Origin of the sequence: Paenibacillus sp. Root52, assembly GCF_001426865.1 — a bacterium.
Classification (GTDB): Bacteria; Bacillota; Bacilli; order Paenibacillales; family Paenibacillaceae; genus Paenibacillus.
This window is the reverse complement of sequence record NZ_LMFO01000002.1, coordinates 1-23720: the sequence shown is the minus strand read 5'-3', so window position 1 is coordinate 23720 and position 23720 is coordinate 1. Positions and strand designations below refer to the sequence as shown.

Genomic DNA, 23720 nt, shown 5'->3' with positions numbered 1-23720 from the left:
TTCTCTGTTCTAAAGAATGCAAAAAGCCCCGCCCATTTCCGGAGAAATGAGTGGGGCTGTAGATTCAATTGGCAAGTGTATTTCACATACATGTTCTGTATGAAAAAACGCATGTTGTTTATTGAAAGGCCGCTCCACTTCCCTCCGCTGGTATGATCCAGATCAGGTTCAAAGGGTCCGAAAATGAATTCGTCTCAGCCGTTAGGCTCCCCCAGTGCATTATTCAACTATATTCATTTATAGCTCCAGCATATATCACATGCAAGCCGGATGTAAAGAAGGGATGCCACAGATTATGCTTCGTACGAGCAGCAGGAATCTGATATGAAACGTTGTTGTTCCCTACTTCCTAACCCGATATAATAGAGGTTGTTCCAAAAGAGCACTTTGATTACGCACTAGTGAAATTGTTATCGTTATATTACGAAATGAAGGTGGGACGCTCTCCCTCCGGAGAAGAATGGGGATCCGAGTTGAAAACATTCAAGAAAGTCTACATCGAAATTACAAGCATCTGTAACTTGGCGTGCAGCTTTTGTCCGCAGACCAAGCGTGCCAAAAATTTCATTGACCCTGACGTCTTTAACAATATACTGGATCAGATTAAGCCACATACCAAACACATATATCTTCATGTCAAAGGTGAGCCTTTGCTGCATCCCAAAATCGATCTGCTGCTGGATTCTGCACATGAGAAAGGGTTCAAGGTCAACATCACGACCAATGGCACACTGCTGCCCAAGACGCAGCATAAGCTGCTAGGCAAGCCAGCGTTACGTCAGATGAACTTTTCCTTGCATAGCTTCGACGGACATGAAGGCTCCACAGACCGCGAAGGATATTTGAATAACATATTAACCTTTGTTCGTGAAGCGGTGAAACATAATGTTATTATTTCGTTCCGACTCTGGAACCTGACACAGGATAACTTTACGAATGCTCAAATGAATCGAAATCGGGAAACGCTAGAGGTGTTAGAGCGGGAGTTCAACCTCGATTTTCGTATTGAAGAAAAGGTTGTACCGGGTAGCGGTGTCAAAATTGCTCCGAATGTATACCTCAATCAGGATCATGAATTTCAGTGGCCTAGCTTGGATGCACCAGAGGATGACGGCAAAGGCTTCTGTCATGCTCTTCGGAGTCAGGCGGCTGTATTGGTGGACGGCACGGTTGTACCGTGTTGCCTGGATGGCGAAGGTGTAATTAACTTAGGCAACGTACATGAGAAGTCATTCTCGGAGATCGTTGACGGGGAACGAGCCAATAACTTATTTTATGGATTCTCTAAGAGGCAAGCTGTGGAAGAGTTGTGCCGCAAGTGTGGGTACCGCCAGCGGTTTGGTGCATAGTTAGCAGCAGTGATAAAGTGCTCAATAAGTCCATAATGCTGCTTGATATGATAAGCTCCCTTTTCCTAATTTGTGAAAATGGGGGTTTTTCGTAGTGTGATGCCCCACCTCACGTCGAAATAGGAAATTACAAATTCAGTGGCGGACATATTATTTTACATTTTTTGTTGCATCGGAGACTATGGGTACTCTATAAAATGGATAAATGTTACAATAAGTAAAACGGATAATGATAAGGAGATTAATGTGCTGAAACGTAATTACTACATTCTAGCATCGATTATTATACTTTTAGCTGTTGGATTATGGTTCTTAACAACGAACAGAACAACTTCATTAAGAGATACTGCTTGGAAGGATCTTAACTTAGATACGATAAGCTCGATAGAGATCGAAAAGGGCATACATAAAAAAATCACCCTCACAAACAAAGAGGAAATTGATAAAGTCATGAGCAGTTTGTCAGCCATTGAAGTGAAGAAAGAATCCAGTATTTCTAAAGAAATTAATGAAACGTATACGATCGTTGTTTATGTTGCTGATAACAGAAGACTAGGAATGTTTTTAAATGATAATAAGTATGTTGATGTCTATGATTATGAAGCCACTCCTAAAAAGAATTCATCGATGAAATATGAAATTTTGAGTAGTTTTGATATGAAGGTTATTCAAGATTATTTTAAATGAAAAAAGCACCATAGGGCTCTTCTTCACATTTATCTTAGTAGTGCATTTAGGCGCCACCTTTTTTTAAGACCCGTTTCATAAATACTTTGTTGCGCTGCCATCATGTTCCCCACATCTTTTTCGATATCCAAAGCTCCTTGGAGTTCAAGGATGAAATACTATGATAGAGATGCCTTTTAAATATTTATAAATGCTAGTCACGTTATCTGGTTACAGATGGCGTGATTTTTTGCTGTTTTTGCACAATATTCATGTGTTCATCTGCCCTAAATAGAGCATATATGAAGTTCAGAATAGCATACTGCCCGGATAATTCAGCGTACGAAATGTGCTGATAAGGGAGGCTCCAAGGCGAATACCAAGACATATCATCTAATGATTATTCTCGTTACATTCCTTATTTGGTAGGATCAGGATACGTTCCAAGCAGAAGTGCACATCTGGGGGAACCGTGAGGACAAGCTTAAGCTTATGCGCCACCAATTCATATGAATAGAGGAGGACATGTTCGATGAAAAAATTGTTAACGGTGTTATTGTCGGTTGGTCTGGTCGCTTCCGTATTTGGGGCAATCCCTGCGTCTGCTGCTCCCGAGATTGTGAAGACAACCATCATTGTAGAGAAAGGCAAGACGTATGATGGAAAAGGGAAAAGCGTCGCTGCCGATCCGAATACACTCGGTGATGGCAGTCAGAAGGAAAATCAAAAGCCTATCTTTCGCCTTGAGGCAGGCGCCACATTGAAGAACGTAGTCATTGAAGCGCCAGCAGCTGATGGCGTGCACTGTTATGGTAGCTGTAACATTGAGAATGTCACCTGGAAGGATGTTGGAGAGGATGCATTGACCTTGAAATCGTCAGGAACGGTGAACATTACGGGTGGAGCAGCTTACAAAGCATATGACAAAGTATTTCAGATGAATGCATCCGGAACTATTAACATCAAAAATTTCAGAGCAGATGATATTGGCAAGCTCGTTCGTCAAAATGGAGGCACCTCGTATGCCGTGACCATGAATGTAGATAATTCGAACATTTCCAATGTGAAGGATTCCATTTTGCGAACAGACAGCGGCAGTACGAAGGGGAAAATAACGAACACCAGATATTCGAAGGTACCTACGTTATTCAAAGGGTTCTCTTCAGGCAATACAAGTCAATCAGGGAATACGCAGTATTAATGCAGCGAACAGATAAAAGGCATCCCGCGGGATGCCTTTTCCTATAGTTTCAGCTAGATGAGGTAGCATGCATGTCCATAAGGCTCCTACTTCTACTTTTCATCCGGCACGTTAACAAAGATACTTCCTTTAGATGGTACAGCCGCCCCTTCAGCTACCGAGCCGGCTTTGTTGGTGACCGTATAAGAGGTTTCCTCGGCCATGAGTGAGTACCGGAATGACACGATCGTTTTACCAGCTAATGAAGGGCGTGTTCCAGCTTCAGCATATGGCTTCGTTTTGACGAAGAACAGATCACCAAGAGTCCCGGAACCGTTACCTAAGTTTGCTTGCCATTTCAGTAAGGCCTGACCGTTTTTGACCTCATAATAACTGATTAGATTGTTGTTTTCGTTAATGAAGAAGCGATCTTTTTTGCCTTGTTCAAATATATAGGCTGTGGTGGAGTCCACATCACCACGTTCTTCACGTAGCTCCAGACGAGGTTGTCCCAACTTCGAGAAACGTGGTAGATGAATTGCAGCCTCGCGCGCAGTCACGAGATCGTTGCCGTTATATGCTTTAACGAGGGCAGTATCCGTTTGATAGATGTAAGCTTCCTTTGCGGCCTGATTCCAACTAACCTGGGCGCCAAAGGCATCGCCAATGGCTCGGAGTGGAAGCATAGCTTTGCCATTGACCAGAATAGGAGCTGCTGCAAGTGTCGCTGTTTGACCATTTTTCGTTATCGTTTTGGTGTTAGGCGCAAGAATGTATTTGTCGCGATCGGTCTGGATACTAATTTCTTTAGTTTTGTTGTTATAGCCGAATGTATAGTTGCCCAAGAATTGAAGTTCGGTCAGTGCTACATAGGTGACACCTTGCCGAATGACGACGTCATAGGAAGCTGGGATGTTATTAATATACGCTGTGGGTTTGTGGTTGGTAGCTGCTTCTACGACGTGGGGTGACAGCAGTGCGGGTGCCGTACCTGCGGTGAGAATCGAAGCGGCAAGAATCAGCTTCCATTTTTTTTGCTGCCAAACCGAGTGGATATTTTTCATCATAATCAATCTCCCTTCTAAGTGTACAGACGGAATAGTTATCCCAAAAGTTTCATATAGTTGTAAATCACATCCTGTCATTAACCTAACGTATCTATAGCGAAACAATGCTCGCAGGTGGATTCGGTCACTAGACTAGTAAGCGTACCAAGGTATTTTTAGTGAACATAGCATTGCTACAATTACCCATATAGTGTACATTAGAGGCAATGAAATAAGTGAACCGGGTGCTCAATGAAGTTGGGCTGAGAGGGCGGCCTTATGCTGCTGACCGTAATATCTGATCTGGGTAATGCCAGCGTAGAGAACATAGAATCACAGTGAACAAGACGTTGAAAATAGCGTAATGAGTATCATTTCGAAGCCTAGTTATTTTGCAATCATCTATGGATGTACAATTTTGATCCTGTTTAAAGAGGGTCGCTGTAAACTTATGCAAAATAAAATGACGGATGTGAGTCCGATCACGTAATGAAATGCACTTGTTATATTTTTGGTACATTGTCTACTGCTGATCACCATGACGATACGTAGGTCTGCCTGGAAACCGGGGAGGCTTTTTTTGTGTTCTACCAATCTAGGACGTGGAGTTTTCGGGCACGCCCTAAACAAGACAAAGGAAGGAAGTTGTTTACATGGGAAATGCAGTGCGCAGTAATAAGTTGAGGTTGACGGATATTTTGGTAACGATTGTGATTGCGGTTGTGTTTGGCGTGATCTACAAAATATGGGGGCCTACTTATGATCTAATGAAGCCTTTCGGAATACATGCCGAGCAGATGATCTATGGCATGTGGTTTATGGCGGGCACCTTTGCATTTATTGTGATTCGTAAACCCGGCATAGCGATCTTAGCCGAGGTTGCCGCAGCAACGGTAAGTGCTTTTCTGGGAAGTGAATGGGGCATGTCTACGCTAGTCTATGGATTACTGCAGGGATTAGGTGCCGAGGTCTTTTTCGCAGCATTTCGCTATCGTCTTACAAACCTGATGGTAACCTGCCTAGCAGCAGTTGGTGCAGCAGCGGCTTCACTTATACTGGATTACCAATATGGCTACATCGATTCATTATCGGCATGGAATTACACCTTGTTTATCGGTTTCCGCTTCCTTGGAAGTATTATCATCGCAGGTGTGTTCGCTTATTATTTAGCCAAAGCGCTTGAGCTTACAGGCGTGACACGTTCACTCCGACCTGTATCCAAACAGGATTACGAGGCATTGGACTAAATGCATGAAGAAGAGCGTTCGCAGGTTGTAGGGGTAACCAATCTAAGATGTAAGTTCCCTGGAGAGCAGGCCTTGTTATTTCAAGGCTTGTCTCTCTCTATACGCCAGGGGGAAAAGGTACTGTTGCTTGGGCCGAGTGGCTCTGGCAAGTCAACATTATTGCAAATATTGAGTGGCATCATCCCGAATTCAGTAGAGATTCCGATGAAATGTGATGATATTCAGGTGCCGAAGCAAGCCGGGTTTGTTTTTCAGGATCCGGACACCCAGTTTTGCATGTCCTATACAGATGAAGAAATTGCCTTTGTGCTGGAGAACCGGAATATACCGCGAGAACATATGCCTGAGCTGATTAGCCAATACCTGAACCAAGTGGGATTAAAGTTCGAAAGGAATCGCCAATTGATCCACTCGATGTCCCAGGGTATGAAGCAACGCCTAGCTATGGCCTCCATGCTGGCGATGCAACCGGATGTGCTGTTTCTAGATGAACCGACAGCATTGCTGGATGACGAGGGAACTACGCAAGTGTGGGATACGGTGAAGCAGATCATGCAGAACAAAACGCTGATTATTGTGGAACATAAAATTAATGAGATTGTGGAATTAGTTGATCGAATTATCGTGCTGTCACCAGACGGAAAGATTGTCGCGGACGACCGTGCAGCGCAGATCTTTGCGAATCATCGTGAAATGCTGCGAGACTATGGAATTTGGTACTCAGGGGTATGGGATGAGCATGAACAAGAACATGGGCAAAATCAGAAACAAGAGCAAGGGTTGCATCGATCAAGTAATAGATTAGCATTAGAGGATTACCGAGTGATGGCCGACACGGAACCTGGCAAGACAGATTCACTAAATGATCCTGTGAAGGTGAGTACACCAGAAGCTAAGCCTGCACTTGAATTACAGCATTTCACCGGATGGCGAGGGAAAACGCCGTTTATTGAGATTGAACAGGCAAAGGTGTGGCATGGGGATTGGATCGCGGTTGTTGGAGCTAACGGTGCTGGCAAAAGCTCCTTGTTATTAGCTCTCATGAACATATTGAAAACAACAGGTTATTATCGCGTAGAAGGGCAATTACCTGGTAAAACAGAGAAATTGGCTGATCATATTGCGTTTGTATTCCAGAATCCAGAATTTCAATTTGTTGCTCATTCCGTCAAGGATGAAGTGGAATTTTCACTTCTGTCTGGAACGCTCTCTGCGGAAGAGCGGCATCAGCAGACGTACGCCATGCTGGAGCAATTTAACCTGCAGGATTTAACGGATCGACATCCGTATCAATTATCCATGGGACAGAAACGGCGGTTAAGTGTTGCTTCCGCTCTGGTACGTGAGCAACGCATTCTGTTGCTGGATGAACCAACATTTGGTCAGGATGCCCGTAATACGTTTGCGATGTTATCACAACTGGAGCGTCTACGTCGCCAAGGAACAGCAATCATTATGGTCACACATGATCGAGAAATCGTGAAGAGGTATTGCACACATGTCTGGACGATTGATAAGGGGAGGTTGACCAATGCAGATCTCGTTTCCATACCGTGAAACCTGGCTCCATGCGGTTAACCCGGGTCTCAAGCTCGTTATTCTGACACTGATGTTTATTATGGTTATTCTCATACATAATCTGAATGTTATGGCTAATGTAGCGATTGTCATGCTGCTACTACTATGCTGGTCAGGTCACCCGTGGTATAGGCTGCTTTTGTACGCCTCGCCCTTCATCCTGGTGTTCATCTCTACTTCAACCGGGATGATGATGTTTGGTACGGGGGAAACCACTTGGTTCCGCTCGGGGCTTATTCATATTACAGAAGAAAGTTTCTATCGTGGGATGCATCTGGGGTTCCGTTCTTTAAGCATGGCAGCAGCGGGTTTGTTATTTGGACTTACGACCAAACCTGTTCGTTTATTTTATTCGTTAATGCAGCAATGGCGGTTGCCAGCCAAGTACGCGTACAGCTTTCTTGCGGCGATGCGTATGATCCCGATTCTATTGGATGAATTTCAGACGTTACGCTATGCCATTCGTATTCGAGGTACGAAGCAGCGTAGTTCTCGCTGGAACCTATATGGCACGTTGAAACGGTACGCCATTCCTCTACTCGCTCAGAGCATCCGTCGCGCACAACGAATGGCGATTGCGATGGAGGCAAAAGGGTTCGCAGAAGGACAGAGTCGCACCTATTACGTGCAGGTTGGTTACTCGCGTGCGGATCTATGGTTCACATTGTATTATGTTATCCTGTTATCCACCGCCTTTGCTATGGGAATCCTGTATCCTTATCACCCTCATCTGGTGGACGTCAGATAGTTTCGCGAGAAAAAAAAGTTGTGATGAGTTAGTAACTTTCCCTGGTTCCAAACGTCTTTAATGGAAATAACTTCTACCTGAGTGGAGTGAATATGGTGAAGACTGGGCCAAATGGAAGAAAAGCAAGGTATGCATGGGTTACCGTTATGGGAATTTCGTTCATGCTCGTCACAGGTTGTACGTTATTGGATAACCGCACGGATGTCGGAACTGTAGAACCAAGCTCTAGTGTAGTAAAACAAGTTAATCCTGCGAATGTTGCTTATAAACAAGGCGAAGCCGTGACGGTTGTGTCAGATACACCTTTGTACATCCAGAGAGTAGATCGTCGTGAAGATCTAGACAGTGTGAAACTGCAATCGTACACGACCCATATGGAGAAATGGAAAGTGCGGTCTGCAGAAGGGGAATGGATTAAGGTTCAGGATGAGAATCGGGGAACGGTGTGGTTCCCGGCGTGGTATGCATCGAAAGAGAGTCGTAGTATTGAAGCGGTCACTCCACAGACTTTTAAGCTGCATCCAGACCGTAAATTATATTTGTCTCCAGGGAGCACAACAAGCTGGCCAATCGGTGCTGAAGAAGCATTTCTAATAAAAGAATGGAATGGATGGTATGGTGTCTCAATAACGCCGCGCAACTGGACGAAGAATAGTTTGGATTACCTTCCTCCTCTGCTCTGGGTTAAGGCAGAGGATATTGACCAACATGAAAATATAAAGGATGGTTGGTTGCAGCAGAATTCTTCGCTGACCACTACATCGATAAGGCATCTAACCTATCTAAAGTTCAATAGAGAAGAAACTTCCAATCAGGTGAAGCGATGGCTAGGTGAACCGGATTGGAAAGAGCATTCAAGCAATCTCTCCGATACAGGCCAGAAGATGAGTATTGGCGAGACTTGGCGGTATGAACGTGAGGATAGTCAGTTTCTTGTTACCTTTACTCAAGCGGGTAAGATTGCTCGAACAGAGTGGCGTATTTTACAGGGTGGACAGACTTACAGTTGGGATAAGTATTATTTTAGTACCGGTGAAGAGTATGAACATACGAACAAGACAGACGCCAAAGTGCTGCCAGCTACGTTGCCATGGAAGCCAATCTGGACGAACCAGGGCGGAATTAATTATACCTTCTTACAGGCGGCGAATGAGGATGTGCTTTTAATGGAAGGTGACGATGGTGGATTTAGCGGTTTCCATTACGAAAGTTCAATGTATGCCCTGGATCGAGACTCTGGAGAGAAACTGTGGGAGGTCAATGCCGGTTATGGTATACAGCAGGCTCAGATGGATATTGAACGTGAGCATGTAACCTTGTTCACAGACTATGATCCGGTTAAGAAAGGCTATACCGATCGTGTCCGTCAACTCAGACTGAACGATGGTAAGGTGATGTGGGGTTTCAATCCTAAGCGGGGATATGAAGTGAACTATATAACTGCAGCGAAAAATGTGGTCGTTGTGGATAGTCGTCTGAGCGAAACATCCAATGGTGGGCATCTATCCGTACTTAATAGTAAGAATGGCAAGATATTGTGGACACGTAAGCTTAACAAGGACTACCAATTGTTGAACCAGCGTGCTGAAGATCCTTATGTACTCTATTGGGACAAAGGTAAATTGACGGCTGCTGACCCCTTAACAGGGCGTGTCGTTTGGAATATCGTAGCTAAAAAGTCTACGGTAGATCACCCAGAGAACAATCCGTACTTTGATGGGATATATCGTAAAGATCCGTTTCAGAGTGCCAAACCTGAACGCTGGATGCTGCTTGCAGATCAGTGGACGCTAGTCGATTTGAATACAGGCAAGAAGCGGGAACATTTTGCTGCTAAACAAGAACAACAGATCGAGGTATTGAATGATGGGATGGTATTGATTCGTGAAAATAAACATGGAGATCAATATGGTGAATACGAAGATTTCACAACAACACTCTATGATCCACAGCGTGGCCAGAAACGTTGGAGTGTGAACGCTAAGATTGAACGTGGTCTGGTAGAAGGGGATCAAGTATACGTGATCAGGAATGGCTCTCCTGCTGCACTGGATTATAAGACGGGAAAATTACGCTGGAGTGTTAAAGAGACGTTAGGAACGGTGCGGCACCTTATCAATCAGGGGAGTTACACGCTCATTAATGATCAGTTACTGCTGCCTACGGGGGCAGATCTGCTCGTCTTCAACGCGCAAAACGGAGAACTGATAGGCAGGGTGAATGATATTGTTACAGGCCAGCCAGAGCATAGAGATCGACAGGCCAAGAACGGAGCGATAAACCGCATTGGAGATGAGGTCTATATTGGCTCTTCCAATGGGCGATTCAGTTTATATAAATCACAAGACTTATTATCAGAGATGGTTCAATAACCGTCCCTTTTGAACTCTCATTCATAGAGGTTGCGCCTTAAGGGTTGTCTCATAGTGCATGTTGATTTATTATAAATAAACAGGATTGCTCGCGCTCCGGTTATCGGCTGTGCGGGCTTTCTTCATGTGTTCGCGAAGAACCATGCACGATTAATCGCGGGAGGAATCTCCATGATTTCATTATACGGAGTAAGCAAACGTTATTACGAGCGGGGCGAACGTGCAGATCAGGGGTTCGAGGCGTTAAGCTCTGTCTCGCTTGAGATAGGACAAGGGAAGATCCATGGCATTATCGGTGCCAGTGGTGCCGGCAAATCCACGCTGCTACGACTGCTTAATGGGCTGGAGAAACCGGATGAAGGCGACGTGCTTGTCAATGGACAGAACCTCACGGGGATGAGTGAACAACATCTTCGTCAGGCTCGTCAATCGATCGGTATGATCTTCCAGCATTTTAATCTGGTTAGCAATCGTACCGTGATTGGTAATGTCTGTATGCCTTTGGAGCTGGCAGGTGGGTCATCCCGTGCTGAACGGACTGCCCGAGGCATGGAAGTCTTGAGATTTGTCGGTCTTGAGGATAAAGCGAAGCAGTATCCTGCACAGTTAAGCGGCGGGCAGAAGCAACGTGTAGCGATTGCCAGAGCGCTTGCGAGTCGTCCCAGTGTTCTCCTCTGTGATGAGCCTACATCCTCACTCGACCCACAGACGACGAGTGGAATCCTGGATGTACTTCGTCATGTTAACCAGACGTTAGGTGTGACGATTGTTGTGGTTACCCATGAGATGGAGGTTGCACGCAGGCTCTGCCATCAAATATCAGTCATGAAAGAAGGCCGCATCATCAGAACTTTATCTGAAGCGGAGGTCAGTAGCATTCCAGAACCTCAGCCTGACATGCTGACATCGCTATTGCTGCATGATTCGGCGGTGGATATGACAGACCGGAATGTCTCAGCCTCAGATCACACGGAACAAGGGGGACATCGCCATGATACCTGAATCCGTGATCAAGTATCAGGATGAAATATGGCAAGCGATAGGCGATACCTTTGTCATGGTTGGCATCTCCATTGCTGCAGCACTTCTGATCGGGTTGCCTCTAGGAACGTTGCTTTATTTGTTCAGAAGGGGTCAACGATACGAAAATAAACTGTTGTTTACGATTCTCGGAAGCTTGGTTAATATTATTCGTTCGTTTCCCTTCCTACTGCTGGTTGTATTCATGATTCCGTTCACACGGTTTGTCGTGGGAACCTCCATGGGTACGATTGCGGCATCTGTTCCACTAGCGGTCATTGCCATTGCGTATTACGCTAGACTCGTTGAACAGGCGTTGCTTGATGTACCCAAAGGCGTGGTTGAAGCGGCAACCTCGATGGGAGCATCAACCATACAACTTGTCGTGAAATTCCTATATGTGGAGGCGCGTTCAAGTCTTGTATTGGGTCTTACGACGGCGACCATCAGTTTTATCTCCTACTCCACAGTGATGGGGATTGTTGGGGGAGGCGGTGTTGGTGATTTTGCGATTCGGTATGGTTACCAGCGGTATGAAACGGATATTATGGTATTTACGATTATCATTATGATTATCTTGGTACAGACGATTCAATATACAGGCAGCAGGTTATCACGCTGGCTTGATCGTCGATCTTGAGCGTATAATGAGATCGAAATGAACATGTCACACACAGACTACATAATGAAGGGGTTAAAGATGAAATGAAAGCGAAATTAATGCTCACACTGCTTGCAGTGATGCTTGTAGTGGCCGGTTGCGGTCAGAAGGAAGCAGCACCTGCGGCGGAAGGAACGAACACAGACAACGAAGCAACACAGGAAGTTACATTGAAAGTGGCTACACTGATTCCACCAATGACAGATGTGTTGGACATTGTAAAACCATTGTTGAAAGAAGATGGCGTGAATCTGGAAGTTGTGGTTTTGTCCGATAATGTGCAGCCGAATACAGCACTGGCGAACAAAGAGGTGGACGCTAACTTTTTCCAGCATTTGCCTTATATGACTCAATATAATGAAGCGCATAACTCCAATCTGGTCGGCGTTCAACCAATCTACAATGCGATCTATGGAGCATATTCCAAAACATACAAGTCAATTGACGAACTGCCAGACGGAGCGACGGTTGCAATTGCCAACGATGCTTCGAACACAGGACGTTCATTAGTCATGATGGAGCAGAATGGTTTGATTAAGTTGAAAGAGGGCGTAGGATTCGATGCTACACCATCGGATGTTATTGAGAATCCTAAGAACTTACAGTTTAAGGAAGTGGATCTGCTGATGTTGGCTCGTATGTTGGATGATGCAGATCTGGTTGCGATGACACCTGCTTATGCAAGCCCACTGGGTCTTACGCCGAAGAAGGATGCACTTTTCACGGAGAAGGATGATTCTCATTTTGCCATCACATTGGTTGCTCGTGAAGATAATAAGGACTCTGAAGCAATTCAGAAATTGGCGAAACGTATGGCAGGTCCTGAGGTAAAAGCATTCTTCGAAGAGAACTATGCAGATATCGCAATTCCAGCATTTTAATAAGGTGTGAACCTGAATACGTAAATTTAATAAAACAAACTTGAAGATCTGAGCGCTGATGCTCAGGTCTTTTTTTGTTGGCTGTTGAGTAATAGACAGTTTTCTTAATATGTGTTTAAAAAGTTAACATTTTAGTCATATCGCTAATTTACTTTATTTAATAACTTTTTCTTATAATTATCTTGAAAAATAGTTCTTTAGCATTAGAAAATGTGAAAAACAAGAGATTTTTCGATGAGAAAGGTGTCGTTTTTCAGTTGTTAGACCTATTTATGGGGATTGGGTGAAGTACGTCTAGCAGACCGAGCATTGTCATGTGTTAGAAGAAAGGAGTAGAACGAAAATCTAAAGGAATGAAATAATTTAAATTAAATATATGTCGGAAGAGGTAGAGAAACTTGGTGAGAAAAAAGAGGAAGTTGATTTCATTTGCAAAAATCCATAAAAACTTTAAGGCTAAACTAGCGTTGTCATTAATCGCTTTTTTGGTCATACCTTCGTTCTTGGTTGGAATATTAGCATATAACAATGCGAGAGGCGAAATAGAAAAACAAATTTTACATAGTGCGATAGAGAATGTTAGCCTGGCTAATTCAACCATTGATATTGTGATACATGCTAAGCGTAGCCACATCGAATTCTATGCAGATAAGCTCACAGGAGTAATGAGTCAAGAAGATGCGGAGACATCGATTGTTGATGAATTGAAGGACTATGCTGGGCAAAATCCAGATATTATAACCATCGGCTTGGGGACGGAGGAAGGTGTGTATCTCATGTCATCTGACGGCGACATGCCGGATGGCTATGATCCAAGAACAAGACCATGGTATATCGAAGCGATGGGAAACCCGGATGAAGTTATTGTAAGTGATCCGTATACTTCTGTTGAGACGAACGATGTTACCATCACCATTGCGAAGGCGCTTCGTGACAGATCTGGTGTGGTAGAGCTGGATCTGGATTTGACCGACATTAGTGGTTTGGTTAGCGGAATTAAGGTAGGGGAAGAAGGATATATGATTTTGCTGGATAGCAGTAAAAAGTATATTTACCATCCAACTCAGCCTGCTGGAACAGATGCGACAGAGGATCTGTGGACACAGGTGTACGAGAATGCTTCAGGGCAATTCAACTATACACTGGGACAAGACGAGAAAATTATGTATTTCGATACTAACGCATCGACAGAGTGGAAAGTGGCTGGAACGATGTATTCCTCTGAAATTGACACTGCGGCTGCACCTATCTTGCATCGGATGATTATTATCATTTCAGCTTGTCTTATCGTAGGCTGCGTCATTATCGTGTTGGTCATGCGTTCTATTGTTCGACCGATTCGCCGTCTGAAAGACCAAGCGATCCAAGTGAGCGAGGGGGATCTTACCCAGACCATTGTTAGTACAAGTTATGATGAGATCGGTGAGCTAAGTGATGCATTTGGAAAAATGCAGGGCAATTTGCGATTGTTGATTCAAAATGTCGAGAAAAGCGCAAGTGAGGTTGTTGCTTCCTCAGAGGAAATGACACAGAGTGCAGAATCCACTAGTGCCGCTAGTGAGCAGGTTGCACGGGCTATCCAGGAAATTGCGAGCGGTGCAGAAAGACAGACGAATGGCATCGAACATAATCATGGAGCGATGAGTGAAATGACCGTAGGCATTACTCGTATTTCCGAAAGCTCTATGCGTGTCGCCGACTTAGCGAAGCATACAACCGTTCAGGCGGAAGAGGGCGGGGAAGCGGTCAAACAGACCGTCAGCCAAATGCATTCTATCCAGGACACCGTAGAAGAGACCAATCAATTGATTCAGGCATTATATGAACGTTCTAACCAGATTTCTGCAATTACAGAACTGATCGGTAACATAGCCAAGCAGACGAATTTGCTTGCCCTTAATGCATCGATTGAAGCTGCTCGTGCAGGTGAACACGGTAATGGTTTTGCCGTCGTAGCGGGTGAAGTACGCGTATTGGCGGAACAATCCCAACAATCTGTGAGTGAAATTACGGCTCTCACGAATGCTGTTCAGGAGGATATGGCTGCCTCGGTTCGTATGATGGCAAAGGTAACAACAGAGGTTGGTGATGGTATGACCATCTCAACAGAAGCGATTCAGAAGTTTGAATATATTTTGAATAGCATGAGAGATACAACACCACAGATTGAAGAGATTGCAGCGACGTCACAGCAGATTACAGCAGGTGTGCAGGAAGTAGCAGCGATCTCTAAAGAGTTGGCAGGCATTGCTGGGGCTAATGCGGCAACGTCCGAAGAAGTTGCGGCCTCGTCAGAGGAGCAACTAGCAGCGATGGAAGAGATTTCATCTTCAGCACGAAGCTTAACGTCCATGGCGGAGCATTTACAAGGAATGATTCAGAAATTCAAATATTAAACCCGTATTAGGATATAGGAGTGTTCTCCGAAGGGATAAGTTAGTTTACATCATGTTACATCAAGGGGAGGTAGTTGCGATGCAACTGGAACTTAAAACTTTTTTATTGTTAGAGGATGCGGTCATGATTACTGATGAACATGGTGTAATTCTGGAGGTGAACTCGATCTATGAGGCCAAAACAGGTTGTATTAGGGAGCATATGATCGGCCAGCCTGCTCGCTTAGAGATTGATACACATTGGAGAGGGAATCAGACTTGGTCGGGTGTTGCCCATATTGCAAGAGCTAACCAAGAAGTTTGGGAAGCTGAAGTGACGATCACCTCTGTTTATCTGGACGATTCTCTCTTTTATATTAGTATCTTCAATGATTTGTGTGAGTAAGGCGTCGTTTGGGTAAGATTAAAAATAGTTTAATTGATTAAGAGAGATTGGCATAATATGATTTGTTTAACTTGGAAGCTGCACACGTGAATCCAGACAAATTCATGAATGCACATACCAGAATCCGCGATTTGGACGGTGACCTATTGCTGCGCGATCTTGTACTGAATATTACGTTGATTCTGATCTTCGTTTTTCTCACACATTACTATCTGCACCAGACGAGTACGAAGCGTGTTTCCTTCATTGTTAATCGAGTGGTTGTTGGTGTCCTTTATAGCATTCTTGGCACGGCTTTATATTATTTTAGTATCCAAATTAACGATGGCTCATTATTAAATTTTAGGGCCATTGTCTATTTTTTAGCCACTTATTTTGGTGGAGGTCTTTCTGCACTTGTCACCTTTGCTTTAATGTTAAGCCTTAGATTGGTTATAGGCATTACCCCTGAATTCGGTAATTTAGAATATTTAATTGTTGAGATCATGTTTGTCATCGTCATATATCTGGTCTTTAAGTATGTTAGGCATTTTGTGCTCAAATGGATATGTGGAGCCGTGCTGTTGAACTCGGTGTATGTCTTCACTGTGGGTGAAATACAGTCACTGTCTCTGCCCATTTTAGGCATACATTTGTCATTTCAGAATGCATGTATCTTATTAGTTTCATTATTTCTGCATTATCTCAATCAGAACCATAATTATCGACTACTCGTTATTCAGAAAGATCGGGAAATGCTAGAGATGCTGCGTATGCAGACTGGCTTTGCCTTTAAAATACAGAAGCGAAATGCTAATTTTGAATATGTTGTATTAGAAGGAGAAATGCTCTCCCGCATGGGCTTGGACATGAAAAGCGTAATGGAAAATAACAAACGTGGAGGAACGAGCCTTCTACCTAAGGAAAAAATGGATTTTCTAAAGGAACAATATGAGCGGGCTTGGCAAGGAGAGTCCTTATTTTATGAGTTTGAATATAGGGGTTATTATGCAATTGTGAAGATGCAGCCTCTACTGGAAGACGGTGAAGTGAAGTATATCATTGGTCACGGGCTTGATATTACGGAACATCATGCCGTGAAGCGAAGAGTTCAAGAGAGTGAAGAGCGGTATCGAACGTTGGAGCGTGTCTCACAGGATTGGTTTGTTGGATTTGATGCAAATAAACGCATTGTGTCGGTGAATCAGAGGTTTCTCGACGCGCTTCAGACCAGCAAGGAGCAGGTCTTCGCACAGCAGCTTGAGCACTTGATTACGATTGAGGAGTTGGAGAGCTGGTCATTACTATTGCAACAATCCTTGTATAATCAGTCTTCTCAAGAGATGGAGCTTAGCCTGAGGCTCGGAGATGGGCAGCTACAACACTATCGGGTGCACTTACATCCCGTTCAGATGGTGAACTCTACAGAACGTATCAAGGGTGTATTTCATGATATTACGGATCAGGTTCAACGCTTGAAGGCTGACGAGGCTAGTCAGGCAAAAAGTAATTTTCTCGCATGGATGAGCCACGAGATTCGTACCCCGCTAAACGGCATCATCAGTTTTACATTATTGCTTCAACGTACAGGCTTAAACACCATGCAAATGGAATATCTGAATAAAATAAATACGTCATCTCAATCCCTGCTTACCTTAGTGAATGATATCCTCGATTTTTCCAAAATCGAAGCAGGCAAGCTTACCATTGAGAGAGTCCCCTTTTCTCTAGAAAATTTCTTCAAGGGTATTGCTGATCAAGCGGGCGCGGCAGTGGGTTACAAAAATATTGATGTTATCTTCAATACAGATCCAGATCTGCCTTTGCGTGTATTCGGTGATCCGGTGAGACTTGAACAGATTCTGCTGAATTTACTCAGCAATGCAATCAAATTCACAGAGTATGGTCATGTTCTTGTTACGGCTGAGCTCATATCGCTGGATACTGAGCAGGCCGTTGTTCGGTTTGTTGTAGAGGATACGGGGATCGGTATAGCACCAGAACATATGGAGCGGTTATTTGTACCCTTCACACAGGGAGATCCATCAACGTATCGTAAATATGGAGGTTCCGGTCTGGGCTTAACCATCTGTTATCATTTGGTGAGCTCATTAGGAGGAATCTTACAAGTGGATAGTGTACAAGGAGCATATAGTCGTTTTTCCTTCGAGTTGGTAATGGATTTGGCGGATACGGAAGAGAACTTCTTCCTTCACATGTATCCTCAACTGCAGCCTCTGATGGGTGCGGCGATCATTGAAGACAATCAACGACTGGGTGAAAGCTTGATTCAGATGATGCATTCCTTTGGTGTCCATGCAGTGTTATATCCTGAACTAGTTGAGATAGCAGCAGGTCGTGAGTTCACTTCCGATCATGATGGCACATACTCGGTATTTATGATTGATATGGACATCATAGAGACGGGTAACGGGACGGATTGGAACCGCTTTATCGATAGTCTCGATCGATCAAAAGTTAAGGTGCTCGGATATACCCATCCGTTCAGCGATCATGATATCTGGGAAGAGGGAAATTTAAGCCGCCCTGATCTCATGCTGTTCAAACCGATTACTCGTCTAGGCTTGTTCGAAGCGTTGCTTACCCTCCAGGGAAATGGGTCAATAGAGCAACAGAGGGTCGACTATGATTTAGTTGATTCGAAGATACATCATAAGGGACATATTCTTGTGGCAGAAGATCATGAAATTAATCAACTCGCCATACGTGCAACACTCGAACATATGGGGTTTGAGGTCACATTGGCAGCTAATGGGCAAGAGGTCATGAAGAAGCTGGATGAACAGAGATGGAAACTCATTATGTTGGATCTGTATATGCCTGAAATGAATGGGTTCGATACAGTACGTCATATCCGTCAGATTAGGCAGTATGATCATACGCCGATCCTTGCACTAACGGCAAATGGGTTACAAAGCGATTATGAGAAATGCCTTGAAATGGGTATGAATAGCATCTTGTTTAAACCAATCAATGAGCAACAAATAGCAGAGAAATTATCACTATGGATCAACCTGAGAGGTATGAAAGAGATCAGGGGTATGCATGTGGAGCAGGCCATCAACCAGATGGGCGATAAGCCGCATATCTTACAATATGCGCTTACGAAGTTTAAGGCGGAGTACAGTATGTTTCAGAAAAGGGTAGAGTTGCAGCTTCAATATCATCGGCTGGATGATGTCATTCGCAATGTTCATTCACTCAAAGGTGTTGCTGCAAACCTGCATGCCGAAAGGTTATTGGAGCTTGTTCTTGAACTAGAGACATGTTTAGTTAATCTGTCACCTAGAGCCGATGTGGCTGCACAACTAGAGAAGGTGCAACAAGAAATAGATGTGATCACTACGTCTTTGCCATGGTGAAGTAAAACGATAGATGATGGTTCACATTAAGGTGTGAACTTATATCCCACCCCCCAGATGGTATGAATGTATTGGGGGTTTTTTGGGTTGATTTCGATTTTTTTGCGTAATTTTGCAATGTGAACATCGATGGTACGATCATTAATATAGGCATCCAAACCCCGAATAGCTTCAATCAAGGCATAGCGACTGTATACCCTGCCTGGATTAAGTACAAATAATTTCATGATTTCAAATTCAGAAAATGTAGTTTCAATCTTCCGATGATTGAGCAGAATCGTTCTGCGTTCCAAATCAAGAGAGATTCCTGGCTGCTCTTTAGACATGATGGAGTTATGATGTATTGCCGTTCGGCGCAGCACAGCTTCTATGCGTGCTTTGAGCTCTTGCATGCTAAAGGGCTTACATACATAGTCATCGGCTCCATCCGATAAGGAACGAATTCGTTCAGAGATATCGGTTAATGATGAGATGACGATTATAGGTGTGGTTGTATGCTCTCGAATGAGTAGACAAGGGTTCTTACCTCCCAGGTCAGGGAGCATTAAATCAAGAAGAATGATATCAGGCAGCGCTTGAAGCTGTAGAAGACCATCTCTTGCGTTATCGACACGAATTACGTCATATCCTTCCCCTTGAAGATATAGGGATAATGTGTCACCTAACATATTGTCGTCTTCTATTATAAGCACTTTGGTCATGATGTTCCTTTCTAAAATCCACAATGTGGAAGTGGGCTAACTGTCCTAAATTCACCTTAATCTACCTGATAATCTATACTTACGAGGGGATGATGTCAAGGATAGGATGGACGCTTTCCGAAATGTAGTTTTCATCCTAGTTGATTTTGATATTGGCTAGAGCCATGCTGATGTAAATGTAGCATCAAATCAGGTTATACTGAGCCGCTGAGGTTCCTCGGATCACGTTCCATGAGATGCATAAGCTTCTGTTCAGTTGCTGTGTCCGCTGCCGGTGTATAGATGCTACAGCGCAGGTCAGAACTGCCATGGATCTGCAAGGATGTAAGGTCAAATAACATTTTACCTGCCTTAGAGTGTCTAAACTCAATGAGAACGTCAGGGGCGCTGCTGACACTACTCTGTTTCCACAGTGTGCGAAAGTCTGGATATTGATCCATCATCTCCTCCAAAAACAAATTATACCATTCATCCTCCACATACTGACCATAGTAGGCACGGAATATCGCCAGAAAACCGCTAACAAAATGCTCCCAGTTCACCGCAAGTCTGCGGAACTCCTTACGTTCAAATAACAGACGAATCATATTGCGTTGTTCAAGTGGAATGAGGTCAAAGTCGATAAATACATGTCTCGCTGCATCGTTCCAGCCAACAATGTAGCATCGGCGATCAGAGATAATGCTCGGACAATGCTCCAGATCGCGAAGAATCCGTTGTAGTGGTGGACTGATCTGCAAGGGTTCTTCTTCCGCAATATGTGCTGCAGCTTGACGTTCCAATGCTAGCGAGAACAAGTATTTGCGTTCATCGGGCGTTAACTTGAGAGCCGTCGAGATATTATCCAACACGGAATGAGATACCTGGATATCCCGTCCCTGTTCCAGCCAGGTGTACCAAGTGGTACTTACCCCAGCTAGTTGAGCTACTTCTTCCCGTCTTAAACCAGGTGTTCTTCGCCGCGTGCCTGCAGGCAGACCGACGGATTCTGGCGATATTTTGGCACGCTGGGTTTTCATAAATGAGGATAGTGCTTGAAGCCTGGCGTCATGATTCACGAATTCACCCTCCATCTAATCCAATATCCTAGTGGTCATTATACTAGGATAAACAACAACTTGTAATAGGATAACACCCATGACAATATTAAATCGAACTTAATTTTGTATACATGCTGGAGGGAAAGAAGATGGAGCGTGTTGTAATTACAGGAATGGGAATTATCTCTCCTTTGGGAAATGATGTGGAACCATTTTGGAATAACCTCGTTCAGGGTAAATCAGGAATTTCAATGATTGATACGTATGACATGACACAATATAAATCTAAAATGGCTGGTGTGGTTCGAGATTTTGATGGAGAGCAGCAATTCGGACGTAAAGAGGCTCGCCGTATGGATCGCTTCACCCAATTTGCCGTTGCAGCAGCAGAACAGGCCTTAATGCAATCGGGTCTAGATCTGGAGAAGCTAGAGCGAGAGCGAGTGGGTGTGTATGTTGGTTCCGGCATTGGGGGAATTCAAACCTTGGTTGAACAGAGTAACCTGCTTACTGCGCGAGGTCCGGGAAGAGTCAGTCCTACCCTTGTGCCCATGATGATCTCGAACATGGCGGCATCGATGATCAGCATGAGGTTTGGTTGTTGGGGGCCAACGCTCTCGCCAGTGACCGCTTGCTCTATCGGTAATACCGCGATTGGAGAGGCATTTCGGTTAATTCGACATGGCGGAGCTGATGTTATTTTTGCAGGAGGCACTGAGGCTGCTGTGACTGAGGTAGCTTTGGCGAGTTTTGCTAACGCAACGGCATTATCTACGCGTAATGAAGAGGTGAAGGCAGCGAGTCGTCCGTTTGATGCAGGTCGAGATGGCTTCGTTATGGCTGAGGGTGCAGGAATCGTTGTGGTGGAGTCGCTGTCTCATGCCCTTGCTAGAGGTGCTCATATTCTGGCTGAAGTTGTTGGATATGGCGCGAGTTCAGACGCATACCACATGGTTGCCACCCATCCGGAAGGAAGAGGAGCATTTTTGGCGATGAGGGCTGCATTGAAGGATGCTCAGCTCGAGCCTGAGAATGTGGATGTCATTAATGCACATGCGACAAGCACAGAAGCAGGTGATCTTTCCGAGACCCGGGCGATCAAGAAGCTATTTGGCGAAACGGCTTACCGGATTCCTGTGACTGCGAATAAGTCGATGACTGGGCATATGCTCGGTGCGGCCGGTGGTGCGGAAGCGATCTCTCTAATCCAGACGTTGAGACATGGGGTTATTCCACCAACAATTAACCAGGAACAGTCAGACCCTGAATGTGACTTAGATTATGTCCCTAATGAAGCTAGAGAAGCCAACATGAGCATCGGGATGTCTAATTCGTTTGGTTTTGGTGGACATAACGCGGTATTAGTGTTCCAAAAGTATGAGGCTTGAATTGTTGGAGGTCCTTAACCAACTCACGAAATAACGAAAATTACGAAAATTACGAAGACGAGTAACGTAGTAACATTCAAGTAATTAGAAGTAACATTCAAGTAAATAAATGAAAAAAACAGCGTTGCCACACTAAACTGTACCCTATGTAAAGGACATTTCTAAAAAAGACCTACATGGCTTGAAGAAGGTGATCTCTGTATTCTACAGGGGTCATCCTTTTTAAGTTCCNTAAACTGTACCCTATGTAAAGGACATTTCTAAAAAAGACCTACATGGCTTGAAGAAGGTGATCTCTGTATTCTACAGGGGTCATCCTTTTTAAGTTCCACTGGTATCTGTAGTGGTTGTAGTAGGTCATATAGGCTTTAATTTCTCGTTTAACCTCATCTAACGTAGTGCAGTTCTTCAGCGAAACTTCATCCTTAAAATGACCAAAGAACGACTCCTGCGGAGCATTATCCCAGCAGTTTCCTCGTCTAGACATGGATTGCCCAAGACCCATAYGTTTCACTTTCTTCTGAAAATCCGGATGGGTATAGTGGGTTCCCTGATCAGAATGAATGAAGGCATCTTTGGTCTTCTTCAATCTTCGATTCTTCTGTAAGTGAAGCAAGGTATTTGTCGCGAGCTCCATGGTGATTCGTTCCGACACATGGTAAGCCAGAATTTCATTGGTGGAGCTATCCTTGATCGTGGACAAATAGGCTCGATTTCCTTTACCATATTCTAAGTAGGTAATATCGGTTAGAAGCACTTTCCCAGGCACTCCCTGTTTGAAATTTCGTTGTAACAAGTTAGGCACGGTTCGATGTTCGTGGGTCGCCTTCATCATTCGCTTGTACGGATTAGCCTTTCGAATWGGACATACGATATCATATTTTTTCATGATTCTCCGGATCCGCTTGAGATTCCAGGCGATCTGAAACTGTCCTTCCAGTGTCATCTTGATGGAGCGTGCTCCCTTGTTACGCTTTTTAAAATGGAAGGCTCGGCTGATGTGAACGCGAAGCTCTTCATCGGCTTGTTCGTTCTGATAGCGTCTGTGGATGGCCGAAGCCGTCCAGTACCGATAGTATCCACTTTTGGAGACGCCTGCAACCTCGCAAAGAACACTCACCATCCGCCTTAGATGGTATTTCTGAATCACGGCTCGAATGATTTGGTAGACACAGCTGGCTGCCTGTTTTACTCGTGCTTCCACCCCCGTTCGGCCATGCGAATCTTTTTTAAGAGTTCATTCTCTGCTTGAAGCAGGTGAATTTGTGCTTCGAGCCTCGCATTTTTTTCTTCCAAAGTTAATTCCCGCTTTAGAGGTCTCCCTGAATGTGTGGCTCTTGCATCGTGTAAGCCTAGGGAGCCCTGTTCTCTGTAGCTGGCTCTCCACCGTGTTCCAGCGGCTTTGATGCGAGTCATTCCAATGATCTGAACGTCGAATCCACATGCCTCAAAAATATCTCTAGGTAGCTTTCCTTGCTGATTTGATGCAATAAAGAGTTGTTTGAACTCGTCTGTATACGTAATTCCTTTCGTAGATACGGACTTCACATATGGGTTTGCAGAAAGCTGCTTCACTTCGCCTGCTGTAAAGGTTTTTTTACTCATTGTTGTATCTCCATTCCGGTCTCTTTGGTGGCATACATAAAAAATACCCCATAGAGAGACTTTTTTAAAGTGTCTACTCTATAGGGTACAGTTTA

At 44.3% G+C, this 23720-nt stretch carries 18 protein-coding genes and 1 riboswitch; of the genes, 14 read left to right on the top strand and 4 right to left on the bottom strand.

What is annotated here, in order from left to right:
* Window positions 1-122 precede the first annotated feature (122 nt).
* Window positions 123-223: riboswitch (TPP riboswitch) on the bottom strand.
* 250 nt (window positions 224-473) lie between these two features.
* From ASD24_RS05285 to ASD24_RS05275, 3 genes are all read left to right on the top strand, one after another.
* Window positions 474-1349 (top strand): radical SAM/SPASM domain-containing protein, encoded by an 876-nt coding sequence (locus tag ASD24_RS05285; protein WP_200956131.1) that lies wholly within the window; start codon window positions 474-476, stop codon window positions 1347-1349.
* Between the two features lie 246 nt (window positions 1350-1595).
* The gene (locus tag ASD24_RS05280; protein WP_156395344.1) at window positions 1596-2036 is read left to right on the top strand and encodes a hypothetical protein; all 441 of its coding nucleotides are present in this window, start codon (window positions 1596-1598) and stop codon (window positions 2034-2036) included.
* A gap of 511 nt (window positions 2037-2547) precedes the next feature.
* Window positions 2548-3216: a pectate lyase gene (locus tag ASD24_RS05275; RefSeq protein ID WP_056692675.1), complete on the top strand. Its 669-nt coding sequence runs from the start codon at window positions 2548-2550 to the stop codon at window positions 3214-3216.
* 92 nt (window positions 3217-3308) lie between these two features.
* On the opposite strand, the gene ASD24_RS05270 is transcribed toward ASD24_RS05275, so the two are convergent.
* Window positions 3309-4262 carry a copper amine oxidase N-terminal domain-containing protein gene (locus ASD24_RS05270; RefSeq protein WP_056692672.1) on the bottom strand — a complete coding sequence of 318 codons (954 nt, stop codon included), beginning with the start codon at window positions 4260-4262 and terminating at the stop codon, window positions 3309-3311.
* A gap of 632 nt (window positions 4263-4894) precedes the next feature.
* On the opposite strand from ASD24_RS05270, the gene ASD24_RS05265 reads away from it, so the two are divergent.
* From ASD24_RS05265 to ASD24_RS05220, 10 genes are all read left to right on the top strand, one after another.
* On the top strand, window positions 4895-5488 hold the full coding sequence (locus tag ASD24_RS05265) for an ECF transporter S component (protein WP_056692669.1): 594 nt from the start codon (window positions 4895-4897) through the stop codon (window positions 5486-5488).
* Entirely contained in the window at window positions 5489-7045 is a 1557-nt protein-coding gene (locus ASD24_RS05260; protein WP_056692667.1) for an ABC transporter ATP-binding protein, read from the top strand. It abuts the gene before it with no gap.
* Window positions 7020-7814: an energy-coupling factor transporter transmembrane component T family protein gene (locus ASD24_RS05255; protein ID WP_056692664.1), complete on the top strand. Its 795-nt coding sequence runs from the start codon at window positions 7020-7022 to the stop codon at window positions 7812-7814. Before ASD24_RS05260 ends, ASD24_RS05255 begins: the two co-directional genes overlap by 26 nt.
* Before the next feature lie 92 nt (window positions 7815-7906).
* Entirely contained in the window at window positions 7907-10186 is a 2280-nt protein-coding gene (locus ASD24_RS05250) for an outer membrane protein assembly factor BamB family protein (protein WP_056692661.1), read from the top strand.
* Between the two features lie 171 nt (window positions 10187-10357).
* The gene (locus tag ASD24_RS05245; RefSeq protein ID WP_056692658.1) at window positions 10358-11188 is read left to right on the top strand and encodes a methionine ABC transporter ATP-binding protein; all 831 of its coding nucleotides are present in this window, start codon (window positions 10358-10360) and stop codon (window positions 11186-11188) included.
* Complete coding sequence (locus ASD24_RS05240) at window positions 11178-11846, top strand: methionine ABC transporter permease (RefSeq protein ID WP_056692655.1); 669 nt, start codon at window positions 11178-11180, stop codon at window positions 11844-11846. The genes ASD24_RS05245 and ASD24_RS05240 overlap by 11 nt, the downstream gene beginning before the upstream one ends.
* Before the next feature lie 65 nt (window positions 11847-11911).
* Window positions 11912-12748: a MetQ/NlpA family ABC transporter substrate-binding protein gene (locus ASD24_RS05235; protein ID WP_056692652.1), complete on the top strand. Its 837-nt coding sequence runs from the start codon at window positions 11912-11914 to the stop codon at window positions 12746-12748.
* Window positions 12749-13356: 608 nt separating this feature from the next.
* Window positions 13357-15144, top strand: coding sequence for a methyl-accepting chemotaxis protein (locus tag ASD24_RS05230; protein WP_235540393.1), 1788 nt, complete (start codon window positions 13357-13359; stop codon window positions 15142-15144).
* A 79-nt stretch (window positions 15145-15223) separates the two neighbouring features.
* Window positions 15224-15529, top strand: a complete 306-nt coding sequence (locus ASD24_RS05225; protein WP_056692649.1) for a hypothetical protein — start codon at window positions 15224-15226, stop codon at window positions 15527-15529.
* A gap of 86 nt (window positions 15530-15615) precedes the next feature.
* Complete coding sequence (locus ASD24_RS05220) at window positions 15616-18891, top strand: response regulator (RefSeq protein WP_056692646.1); 3276 nt, start codon at window positions 15616-15618, stop codon at window positions 18889-18891.
* Between the two features lie 26 nt (window positions 18892-18917).
* Here ASD24_RS05220 and ASD24_RS05215 read toward each other — a convergent pair whose 3' ends face one another.
* Both ASD24_RS05215 and ASD24_RS05210 read right to left on the bottom strand, forming a co-directional pair.
* Window positions 18918-19592: a response regulator transcription factor gene (locus ASD24_RS05215; RefSeq protein WP_056692644.1), complete on the bottom strand. Its 675-nt coding sequence runs from the start codon at window positions 19590-19592 to the stop codon at window positions 18918-18920.
* A 194-nt stretch (window positions 19593-19786) separates the two neighbouring features.
* Complete coding sequence (locus ASD24_RS05210) at window positions 19787-20650, bottom strand: helix-turn-helix transcriptional regulator (RefSeq protein ID WP_056693015.1); 864 nt, start codon at window positions 20648-20650, stop codon at window positions 19787-19789.
* 131 nt (window positions 20651-20781) lie between these two features.
* Between ASD24_RS05210 and fabF the strand changes: the two genes are divergently transcribed.
* On the top strand, window positions 20782-22020 hold the full coding sequence (fabF, locus tag ASD24_RS05205; protein WP_056692641.1) for a beta-ketoacyl-ACP synthase II: 1239 nt from the start codon (window positions 20782-20784) through the stop codon (window positions 22018-22020).
* Between the two features lie 271 nt (window positions 22021-22291).
* On the opposite strand, the gene ASD24_RS29855 is transcribed toward fabF, so the two are convergent.
* Window positions 22292-23625 (bottom strand): IS3 family transposase gene (locus tag ASD24_RS29855; RefSeq protein WP_235540391.1). Its coding sequence is split into 2 segments (ribosomal slippage): window positions 22292-23215 and window positions 23218-23625, totalling 1332 coding nucleotides; the frame shifts between segments, so codons are not numbered across the junction.
* Between the last annotated feature and the right edge of the window lie 95 nt (window positions 23626-23720).

What these genes read in the sequence shown, in the direction of transcription:
- ASD24_RS05235 (WP_056692652.1), top strand. Translation starts at nt 11,912, where the DNA reads ATGAAAGCGAAATTAATGCTCACACTGCTTGCAGTGATGCTTGTAGTG.
- ASD24_RS05245 (WP_056692658.1), top strand. Translation starts at nt 10,358, where the DNA reads ATGATTTCATTATACGGAGTAAGCAAACGTTATTACGAGCGGGGCGAA.
- ASD24_RS05260 (WP_056692667.1), top strand. Translation starts at nt 5,489, where the DNA reads ATGCATGAAGAAGAGCGTTCGCAGGTTGTAGGGGTAACCAATCTAAGA.
- ASD24_RS05265 (WP_056692669.1), top strand. Translation starts at nt 4,895, where the DNA reads ATGGGAAATGCAGTGCGCAGTAATAAGTTGAGGTTGACGGATATTTTG.
- ASD24_RS05270 (WP_056692672.1), bottom strand. Translation starts at nt 4,262, where the DNA reads ATGATGAAAAATATCCACTCGGTTTGGCAGCAAAAAAAATGGAAGCTG.
- fabF (WP_056692641.1), top strand. Translation starts at nt 20,782, where the DNA reads ATGGAGCGTGTTGTAATTACAGGAATGGGAATTATCTCTCCTTTGGGA.
- ASD24_RS05250 (WP_056692661.1), top strand. Translation starts at nt 7,907, where the DNA reads ATGGTGAAGACTGGGCCAAATGGAAGAAAAGCAAGGTATGCATGGGTT.
- ASD24_RS05240 (WP_056692655.1), top strand. Translation starts at nt 11,178, where the DNA reads ATGATACCTGAATCCGTGATCAAGTATCAGGATGAAATATGGCAAGCG.
- ASD24_RS05215 (WP_056692644.1), bottom strand. Translation starts at nt 19,592, where the DNA reads ATGACCAAAGTGCTTATAATAGAAGACGACAATATGTTAGGTGACACA.
- ASD24_RS05225 (WP_056692649.1), top strand. Translation starts at nt 15,224, where the DNA reads ATGCAACTGGAACTTAAAACTTTTTTATTGTTAGAGGATGCGGTCATG.
- ASD24_RS05275 (WP_056692675.1), top strand. Translation starts at nt 2,548, where the DNA reads ATGAAAAAATTGTTAACGGTGTTATTGTCGGTTGGTCTGGTCGCTTCC.
- ASD24_RS05255 (WP_056692664.1), top strand. Translation starts at nt 7,020, where the DNA reads ATGCAGATCTCGTTTCCATACCGTGAAACCTGGCTCCATGCGGTTAAC.